This is a genomic window from Mesorhizobium sp. CA4 (genome assembly GCF_020165075.1).
Lineage (GTDB): Bacteria > Pseudomonadota > Alphaproteobacteria > Rhizobiales > Rhizobiaceae > Mesorhizobium.
This window is the reverse complement of the sequence record NZ_JAIUHK010000011.1, coordinates 152,758-161,894: the sequence shown is the minus strand read 5'-3', so window position 1 is coordinate 161,894 and position 9,137 is coordinate 152,758. Positions and strand designations below refer to the sequence as shown.

Below are 9,137 nucleotides of genomic sequence, written 5' to 3'. Positions count from 1 at the left end.
CACCCCAGCACCCGCGCCGGCCCCTGCCCCGGTCCCGGCGCCGGCCCCTGCAGCGGACCCCTCGGCCGCCGCCCAGGAAGTGGAAAAGCTTCTCTCGGCAGAGACGGCGCGTTGCGAAGGCCTCGCCGCCATCGCTGCCCAGGCCGACCGGCTCGGCGTCACCTTCAACGTGGCGGAAGCCATCAAGACGAAAATGAGCGTGGCCGATGCCCGCTCCAAGGTTTTGGACGCGGCGGCGGCCGGCGACGGCGAAAACATTTCGGCCATCGCGAGCCCGAAGGCCAAGGCCGAAACGAGCAAGGTTCTCGACGCGGGCGCCAAGGCCTCCGCGTGGAAAAAGGCAATGAAGCGCAAGTAAGCGCGGCAACAGGAGAATATCGCAATGTCTACCGTTCTCTCAGAAGGCCGCCGCATCGGCGCCCACATCATCAGCGAGTCGGCCGGCGAAACCGGCGGCATGCGCTCGCGTGAGGTCGGCGTGCTCACCGGCGCGACCAAGTTCCTAAATGGAACCGTGCTCGGCCAGGTCTCTGTCGGTGCCGCCGTGGCCGCTGCCAACGCCGGCAACACCGGCAACGCCACGATTTCGGCGGTGACGACCGGCCAGGGTGCAAAGTCCGGCGTCTACAAGGTGGACTTTACCGCCGCGACCAAGTTCGACGTGACCGACCCGGATGGCTTCAAGATCAAGTCCGGCCAGACCGGGGCGGCTTATGCCGACGACCTCGGCTTCACCATCACGGCCGGCGCGACGCCGATGGTTGCGGGTGACGGCTTCACCATCACGGTCGCCGCTGGCGCCAAGAAATACAAAAAGCTGGACCCCGCCGCCGGGGACGGCTCGCAGAACGCCGCCGCCGTCCTGTTCGGCGACGTTGACGCCACCGCCGCCGATCAGAAGGCGGTTGTTTCCGTCCGCGAAACCGAAGTGAGCGACTTCGAACTCGTCTGGCCGGTGGGCATTTCGGACACCAACAAGGCCGCCGCAATCGCCGCGCTCGGCAAAAAGGGAATCATCGTTCGCTAACAACGGCGACGGGAAAACGAGGAACCGCACCTATGCATATGGACATCTTCAACGACGACGCGTTTTCCGCCGTCTCTATGACCGTGGCGCTTGAAGACTACGAATTCAAGCCGAACCTGATCGGGTCCATGAACCTGTTCACGGACGTTCCGATTTCGACCGAACACGTCTCGGTCGAGCGCCGAAACGGCAACGTGTTGAGCATCATTCAGACCTCGGAACGCGGCGCGCCGCTGGAAGAGGGCAAGCGGGATGGTCGCTCGATCCGCAAGTACGATACCAGCCGTATCGCGAAGGGTCACACCATCCGCGCATCCGAGATCCAGAACATGCGCGCGTTCGGCACGGAGTCGGACCTCGAAACCATGATTGCCTATGTGGGCCGCTACGAACAGCGTCTTATCGGCGACGTGGAACTGACCTGGGAAAACATGCAGCTTGGCGCGCTGCAGGGCAAGGTTCTGGACGCTGACGGTTCCGTGATCGTGGACTGGTTTTCCGAGTGGGGAATCGCGGTTCCCGATGAAATCGACTTCGCGCTGGACACCGCCACCACGGACGTCGAACAGAAGTGCCGGGCCGTTATCCGCGTCATGATGGACGCGAGTCGCGGCGCCTGGACGATGGGCACCCGCGTGGTCGGCCTCGCCGGTGACGCCTTCTTTGACAAGCTCACCGGCCACAAGAGCGTTCGCGAGATCTACTTGAACACCTCGCAGGCGCAGACCCTTTCCCGCGCCTTCGGCGTGGCGACTCAGAGCGTGTTCAACGCCGGCTCTTATGCGGTGTTCGACTACGGCGGTATTCTGTTCATCAACTATCGCGGCAGCGACTCGTTCAGCGACGCCGGCACCCCTGGCACCAAGGCCGGCTTGGGCATCAAGTCGACCAAGTGCAAGTTCTTCCCGATGAACGCGCCCGATGTTTTCCAGAAGGCTTTTGCGCCAGGTGAAGCCTTCGACATGGTCAACACCATCGGCCGCCCGCTCTACGCGATGATGATCCGCGACGAGAAGCGCAACTTTTGGGTTCGCCCCGAGGTTTATTCCTATCCGCTGTACATCTGCACGCGGCCGGAAATGCTGCTCACCGCCAAGGCGACCGCCGCCGGTTAATCCGGCGGCTCACTCCCATGGATTGGCACGGCCTCATAGACGATATGACCGGCATAGTTCGGGATACGTTCGGCGAGGCCGTGGCCGTCATCTACAGGCGCGCCGAGACTGGCGAAATCAAGTCGGACCTGATCGCAATCTTCGATTGGGAACACGCCGAGCTTCAGGCCGGCGGCAAGGTGTCCACCACGTCCCGCATTCCGGTGCTTGACGTGCGCAACGCCGACCTCGGCTTTGATCCTTTGCCTGATGACGAAGTGACGATAGCGGGCCAGGGCTCTTTCCGCGTCATCGACACCTTTTCGGACTCGACCAAGAACACAAAGCTGCATCTGCGAAAGAAATAGGCGATGGCCTCGGCACCGCATCCGCGAAAGCTTATCCGCGCCGCCGCCGTCAACTTACTCGCGACGCCGGACGCCAGCACGCCGCCGGTGTTCCCTACGGCGGCAAAGGCCCGAGTCTACAACAGCCGAGACTTTCCCGCCGACGCGCGCATCATGCCCGTGGTCGTGGTCTACAGCGGCGACGATGTCATCGACCCGGACTATCGCCACGATGGCGGGGTGAGGCGACGCTTTCTCAAGCTCATGGTCGAGTGCTACGCGGTCGGCGATGATGGCGCCGAGGCCGTGGACGATTGCGCGCTTGAGGTTGAAAACTGGCTTCACGCAAACCCCACGCTCGGCAATCTGGTTGAGTGGTGCACGATCAACTCGACCGTTATCGCCTTCGCCGAGACGGCCGAGGTCGCGTTGTGGACCGCCATTCTAACCTTCGACGTCATCTATTACACGCAACTGATTGAGGTTGAGGGCCGCCGCCCGACGACCGTCATGCTTGGCTATGATCCCGATACCGGCCCCGGCCATGAGCCCGATTACATCGACGTAACCGGAGTGATGCCCGATGCTTGAGCGCCGCGAAAAGGACATCACGGACCTTGAGCGCCGGGTATCGAATTCGGTCCTTGTGGGCAAGGTTTCGCAGGTCGACCACGCGAAAGCCCGTTACCGCGTGAAGGCCGGCAAGTTCGAAAGCGACTGGCTACCATTTACCAGCGCTCGGGCTGGCGAAACGCGGACCTATGACAGCCTCGACGTGGGCGAACAGGTGGTTATCGTCTCGCCCTCTGGCGACCCCTCTCAGGGCGTCATTGTGGGCTCTATCGCCACCCAGGCGAAGCAAGCGGCGGACAAAGGCAACATTCACCGGACGATATACCCGGACGGCACGGTCGTTGAGTATGACCATGAAGCCAAGGCCTACAAGATGGACGTCGCCGAGGGTGGGAGCTACGCCCTCAACATCGGCGGTGGCGCCTCGATACACGCCAGCGGCGGCGCAATAAAAATCAAGGCGCCTGGGGCCATCGACATAGAGTCCGCCACCCTCACCCACAACGGCAAAGATATTTCCTATCTGCACGAACACACCGGCGTTGAGCCTGGCGGCGCGAACACCGGCCCGGTGGCGTAAGGGGAACCGCAATGCTCGGAATGGACGCCCGCACCGGCAAGCCGCTTGAAGGCCTGGCGCACCTCAAGCAATCCATCACGGATATTCTTTCGACCCGCATCGGCACGAGGGTGATGCGCCGCGAGTACGGTTCGGATCTTCCGAACCTTGTAGACAACCCCGTGAATTCGGATTTCGCGGTCGACCTCTATATGGCCCTCGCCGAAGCGATCACCCGATGGGAGCCGCGCCTACGATTGCGGGAAGCTTCGTTTAATCCGCTCGGCGACGGCGCTATAGAATTCGGGCTAACCGGCGAATATCTGCCGGACGGAAAGATCATCACACTTAGCGGAATTGTCATCAAATGAGCGAGGCGCAATATACGCTTGAAGGACTTCCCGTCCCGGCGGTTATTGCGACCCTCTCTTACGAAGAGATTCGGCAAGCCACGATCAACAAACTTGTTGAGCTTGACCCGGATTATTCCGCGTTGCTGGAAAGCGACCCCGCGATCAAAGTAATCGAAGCGTCGTCTTATCAGGACCTTGTGTTGCGCGAGCGCGTCAACGACGCCGCGAAAGCCAATCTTCTGTTCTTCGCCAAGGGGTCCGACCTCGATCACCTCGCCGCGTTCTATGACGTGCTTCGCCTGGTCGGCGAAACGGACGCCGCCTTGCGAAGCCGCACCGTCCTGGCGATTCAAGGCCGGTCCACCGGCGGGCCGGAAGAGCGCTACAAGTTCCTCGCCCGTACCGCTGATGTCCGCGTAAAAGACGTGGCAGTCTATCAGGTGGACGGCGGGCCAAAACTTCGCGTCGCGTTGCTGTCCCGTGTCAACGGCGGCGTCCCTGATGCGGCCATGCTGGCCGCTGTAGAGGCCGCCGTTACGGCCCCGGATGCCCGTTCGATCAATGACGTTATCGAGGTCGTTTCGGCTACCCAGGCGCCGCAAAACATCGTCTTGAACGTTTGGCTTCTGCCGAACGCGCCTGCCGCGATCATTGGCAGCATGGAAACGCTCATTCGGGCCGCTTTCTTTGACGAAGGCGGAATCGGCTTCGATCTTAATCCGTCTTGGATTTCGGCCCGAGTCCATATTCCTGGCGTCGCCAAGGTCGAGGTCGTCACCCCGGCGGCTCCAGTCATTGAGAATGACAACCAAGCGGCAACGCTCGGCACCATCACCGTGAACCTCGCCGGGAGGTCGCGTTGACGGCACTGCATCTTCTCCCAAACAACGCCTCGCCCTTTGAGCGCGCGCTATCCATGTCGCTGGATAGGACGCCCGATTTCGGCGCGATCATTGATAGTATCGCAGGCCTGAAATACGGCACCATCCCGGCCGCCTTCTCGCCCTGGGTCGTGGCGGAATACGGGCTTGGCCCGATATCCGAGTATTTCGAAAACGACGCCGAAATCATCGCCGCCGGCATCCCGTGGCAGCGGGTCCGGGGCACCCCTGCAGCCGTCCTGGCGGCGCTGTCCTGGCTTGGCTACACCTCGCCCTCAATCGAGGATCAGAACGAACGGCGCCGGAAGTGGAACCGCTATCAGGTCGCCATGGGTTTGGTGCCTGAAGCTGAATTACCCGTGCTTCGCGACGCCGAATATCTGGTCGGCATTTCGGACCCGGCGCGCTCGGCATTCATTCGCGGCTGGCACGGCTACAACGTCCGCGCCCTCGAATGGAGTGAAAAGAAATGGGGCGAGTCCCTTTGGGGTGACGACAGCGGCATTCGGCTGGCCGGCGGAACCGTGAAGTGGAGTCATGGCGAAGACCTCACCGCCAGCATCATGGCGACCCCGGAAGAGCGCGAAGCCCTGGGGGTTAACGTCGCGGTCGGCGACGTGCTTCAATGGGGCGCGTTCCCTTGGACGGCGCCCGGCATTTCATGGAACGGCGTTACCGATGCCGGCGCCTTCAAATCGTTTCTGCTGTCCAGCCTGTCCGTTTACGTGGCCTTCTATGACGCCGCCGGCCAGGTCATCGGCTACCGCCGTCCCGTAGCCGTTCGGGACGTGACCGCGAACCATGACTCGGCGCCGGGACAGGTGTTCTTTCAGGTCGAGGCACGAACCGACTTCGGCGATAGCGAGGGCGAACAATGCGCTTCCGTGGGGCTGGTTTTCCGCGCTCACAACGCTAACGCCGCGAAGCCTGGCAAGCTTTGGCTCGAGCCGCAAGAAATCGCCTTTGAGCCCGGCTTTGACCCCGCCGACATGAAGATCGGTGCCGTCCCGGTCGACTTCACCTTCCGGCGGACAGTCCGCCAGCACGTCACCATCGAATTGGAAATCTGAAAATGGCGAACGAACAATATCTGATCTTCGACAAGGCGACCCGTCCCGACCTGGCCGATATCTATGACCGTTCGCAGGCCAGCCCGCCGCGCGAGCGGGTGTTGATGCGCGAGCGCAAGTTTGCGCAGGGCGCCGAGTTCAACGAAGCGTTTTCTATCGAGGCGAGGAAGCGAACCAACATCGGCAACATGGTTGCCAGTGACGGCGACCGCCGCAAGGGTTGCGAAATCATTGTGGACCCGTTCACCGGCGACACCACTCTGGCGGCCGGCGAGGTGTACGTGCGAGGCGATATCCGCCCGGTTGGCGAAGCCACCTTTGCGGGCCTGCCGATTGTGGGCGATGTCGTGGTCGGCGTTCGCGTTTTGCAAACGGTCGTGACACATGAGGAAGACGAGTCCTTGCTCGGCCTGCATGAGGAAGCGATCGTTTCCTACGGCGAACCTGGCGCGGCTCGCGAAGAGCTTTCGCTTGTGTGGGGATGGGACGGCGACGGCCAAGCCGGCGCCCTGTATCGCGTCTACCAGATCCGCGACGGCTTCGTTGTCGACCAAACCCCGCCGCCCTCGCTGTCCGGGTTTAACGCCGCGATGGCGGCTCAAGACTATGACGCGCACGAAAATTATGTGGCTCGCGGATGCCGGGTTACGGCTCTCGGCCTGTCCGCTGGCAAGCAATGGTTTTCAATCGAGGAAGGCACCGCCAATATCCTCGGGTACAAGCGCACCCGGAACACCGCGACTCGCTTCGGACAGCCCGAAGAGCCGGATATTCTCAACATCGCCTCGGAACCGCATACGTTCGATGATAGCGGCACCGGCACCGCGACTATCGCCCTCAACCGCTCGCCGATCAACTCGGTCGCGCAAGTCATCGTGACGAAGGAAGTTACCGAAACCATCGTGCGCGGCGCGGTCGCGAACACGACCGACTTGCTCGGGCACACCGGCGTGGTGTCTATCTCGCTTGTGAAGCAAGGCGCGACGACCTACGCCTCGCCCGCCAGCTACACGCGCAACGGCGACCGTATCGATTGGTCGCCAGGCGGCCCGGAACCGGCGCCCGGCTCTTCTTTCGATATCACCTATCGTTACCTCGACGCCGTGGTGCCCTCGGTTGTCACGCCTACCGGCATCACCATTTCCGGCGGCGTCACGGGCGGCAACGTGTTCGTGAGCTACAACTTTAATCTGCCGCGCCACGACCTCATCTGTCTCGATAGGGACGGAAATGTCGTTTACCTCAAGGGCATTCCCGCCGTTGAGCAACCGCAGCCGCCGGCCCCGCCTGCTACGTTGCTTGCGCTTTGCGTGGTCGAAAACGATTGGTTCGGAACGCCTGCCATCATCAATAACGGCACGCGGTCGCTTCCGTTCTGGCAACTCCAACGCATGTATGACCGCCTTGTCGACGCCATCGACCTGATAGCGCTGGCGCGTCTGCAAATGGACATTTCGGCGCGTGAGCCGGTGGCGAAAAAGGGCGTGTTCGTGGACCCGCTCAATGACGACCGCTACCGCGATGCGGGCGAGGCGCAGAACGGGGCGGTGTTCAACGGCTCATTCCAGATTCCGATCATCCCGAGCTTCCAAGCCTTTTCGATGGCGGCCCCGGCATGCCTCACCTACACAGAAGAGCCCCTTATCTTGCAAGAGGCGGTGACGGGTTGCACGAAGATCAATCCTTACCAGTCATTCGCGCCGCTTCCGGCGAAAATGTACCTGACGCCCTCGCAAGATTTTTGGACGCAAACCCAAGACGTATCGCTTTCGCCCGTCACTCAGGTGTTCGGCCAAGGGAACCGGACGCGCGTGACCAATGTCGAGGTCATCACGTCTACGCGCGAGGCTACGGCCTACTTCCTTCGGCAGATCAACGTCGCGTTCGAAATCGATGGCTTCGGCTCGGGCGAGATCCTTCAAAAGCTCACCTTTGACGGTATCGACGTGACGCCGGCCGGTCCTCTCGCTGCCGATGTCAACGGCAAGGTGGTGGGTACCTTCACTATTCCGGCGAATGTCCCCTCGGGCACCAAGCACGTCGCCGCCGTGGGCGCTGGCGGCGATAGTGCCGCCGCCGAGTTCACCGGCCAGGGCCGCATTGAGATCAGCACTAGCCAACAGATCACGACCGTACAGCGTTTCCGTGATCCGCCGCCGCGCAACACAGGCGGCGGTAGCGGTAACGGACAAGGCGGGAACGGCGGAAGCCGCACCGACCCGGTGGCGCAATCTTTCATGTTCGGCGAAGGCCGGCACATCGCCTCTATCGAGGTGAAGTTTTGCGCCATCGGCGACGCCTCGCAGCCCGTGCTTTGCGAAATCGTCACGATGGATAACGGCTACCCGACGACCGATGTCATCGCGCAGACCGAAACCGATATGCATTCGGCGATTATCGGAACCTGGCACAAATTCACCTTTGATCCCCCCGTCTTCATTCCGGCCGGCGTGGAAACCGCATTCGTGCTCAAGACGAACGACCCGAACCATTCGGTTTCGTTCGCGGCGCGCGGCGGCTTCGATGCGGCCCGGCAGGAATGGATTGGCGCGCAGCCCTACACCATCGGCGTTCGTTTCAGTTCCTCGAATGCCACGACTTGGACCGCGCACCAAGACGAAGACCTTACCTTTCGCCTCAACGCGGCGAAGTTCGATCCGGTGTCCAAGACAATCGCCCTCGGCACCGTCACCGCGATTTCGCTGTCTGATTTCATCGCGGAAGCACAGGTGTTCTTGCCTACCGGCGACACCCGCGTCGTGTTCGAAATCGAGCCCGTGGGCGAAACTCCGGTGCGGATCGAGCCCGGCCAGGTGTGGGAGCGGCAATCGTTCTTCACCGGCAACGCCGCTTTGCGCGCCATCCTGACGGGCACCGACAAGGTTTCGCCAATCATGGGCCGTGACGTGCTTGCGATCAAAGGCACGATGCAGGCCAACGGCGTCTATGTCAGCGACGCGTTCACGATGGGGAACCTGATCCGCCTCGACGCAGTGATGAAAACCAAGCTGCCGGCAGGCTCGGCCCTTACCGTTCACTACGACAAGGCTGACGATAATTGGCTACTGCTGCCGCAGGCGTCGGCGACGGTCCTGGCGGATGGCACCTTTGAGCGGACTTTCCGAACTACCGGCCTGACCGCAATTCAGGGCCGTATCCGTCTCACGCTCACCGGTTCCCCGGCGGCCCGCCCGGCGGTGTCCGACCTTCGCGCCTTCTCGATTTGAGGTTGA

The 9,137-nt window shown here is 62.0% G+C and carries 9 protein-coding genes and 1 pseudogene; all 10 read left to right on the top strand.

From position 1 onward, the window contains the following. A pseudogene (locus tag LB528_RS12075) lies at window positions 1–358 on the top strand (hypothetical protein); the annotation flags it as partial. Window positions 359–382: 24 nt separating this feature from the next. Further along, window positions 383–1,027 (top strand): head decoration protein, encoded by a 645-nt coding sequence (locus LB528_RS12070; protein ID WP_224715038.1) that lies wholly within the window; start codon window positions 383–385, stop codon window positions 1,025–1,027. Between the two features lie 32 nt (window positions 1,028–1,059). Next, on the top strand, window positions 1,060–2,142 hold the full coding sequence (locus LB528_RS12065; RefSeq protein WP_224715037.1) for a major capsid protein: 1,083 nt from the start codon (window positions 1,060–1,062) through the stop codon (window positions 2,140–2,142). A 17-nt stretch (window positions 2,143–2,159) separates the two neighbouring features. Continuing rightward, a complete protein-coding gene (locus LB528_RS12060; protein ID WP_224715036.1) occupies window positions 2,160–2,489 on the top strand; it encodes a hypothetical protein in 330 nt (109 codons plus the stop codon). Window positions 2,490–2,492: 3 nt separating this feature from the next. Continuing rightward, window positions 2,493–3,059: a hypothetical protein gene (locus LB528_RS12055; RefSeq protein ID WP_224715035.1), complete on the top strand. Its 567-nt coding sequence runs from the start codon at window positions 2,493–2,495 to the stop codon at window positions 3,057–3,059. Beyond that, entirely contained in the window at window positions 3,052–3,621 is a 570-nt protein-coding gene (locus tag LB528_RS12050) for a phage baseplate assembly protein V (protein WP_224715034.1), read from the top strand. The genes LB528_RS12055 and LB528_RS12050 overlap by 8 nt, the downstream gene beginning before the upstream one ends. Window positions 3,622–3,641: 20 nt before the next feature. Next, a complete protein-coding gene (locus LB528_RS12045; protein ID WP_127256511.1) occupies window positions 3,642–3,971 on the top strand; it encodes a GPW/gp25 family protein in 330 nt (109 codons plus the stop codon). Continuing rightward, a complete protein-coding gene (locus LB528_RS12040) occupies window positions 3,968–4,816 on the top strand; it encodes a baseplate J/gp47 family protein (RefSeq protein WP_224715033.1) in 849 nt (282 codons plus the stop codon). Before LB528_RS12045 ends, LB528_RS12040 begins: the two co-directional genes overlap by 4 nt. Next, a complete protein-coding gene (locus LB528_RS12035; protein ID WP_224715032.1) occupies window positions 4,813–5,904 on the top strand; it encodes a phage tail protein in 1,092 nt (363 codons plus the stop codon). The genes LB528_RS12040 and LB528_RS12035 overlap by 4 nt, the downstream gene beginning before the upstream one ends. 2 nt (window positions 5,905–5,906) lie before the next feature. Beyond that, entirely contained in the window at window positions 5,907–9,131 is a 3,225-nt protein-coding gene (locus LB528_RS12030) for a DUF4815 domain-containing protein (RefSeq protein WP_224715031.1), read from the top strand. Window positions 9,132–9,137: the final 6 nt, after the last annotated feature.

What these genes read in the sequence shown, in the direction of transcription:
- LB528_RS12055 (WP_224715035.1), top strand. Translation starts at nt 2,493, where the DNA reads ATGGCCTCGGCACCGCATCCGCGAAAGCTTATCCGCGCCGCCGCCGTC.
- LB528_RS12060 (WP_224715036.1), top strand. Translation starts at nt 2,160, where the DNA reads ATGGATTGGCACGGCCTCATAGACGATATGACCGGCATAGTTCGGGAT.
- LB528_RS12045 (WP_127256511.1), top strand. Translation starts at nt 3,642, where the DNA reads ATGGACGCCCGCACCGGCAAGCCGCTTGAAGGCCTGGCGCACCTCAAG.
- LB528_RS12040 (WP_224715033.1), top strand. Translation starts at nt 3,968, where the DNA reads ATGAGCGAGGCGCAATATACGCTTGAAGGACTTCCCGTCCCGGCGGTT.
- LB528_RS12070 (WP_224715038.1), top strand. Translation starts at nt 383, where the DNA reads ATGTCTACCGTTCTCTCAGAAGGCCGCCGCATCGGCGCCCACATCATC.
- LB528_RS12065 (WP_224715037.1), top strand. Translation starts at nt 1,060, where the DNA reads ATGCATATGGACATCTTCAACGACGACGCGTTTTCCGCCGTCTCTATG.
- LB528_RS12050 (WP_224715034.1), top strand. Translation starts at nt 3,052, where the DNA reads ATGCTTGAGCGCCGCGAAAAGGACATCACGGACCTTGAGCGCCGGGTA.
- LB528_RS12030 (WP_224715031.1), top strand. Translation starts at nt 5,907, where the DNA reads ATGGCGAACGAACAATATCTGATCTTCGACAAGGCGACCCGTCCCGAC.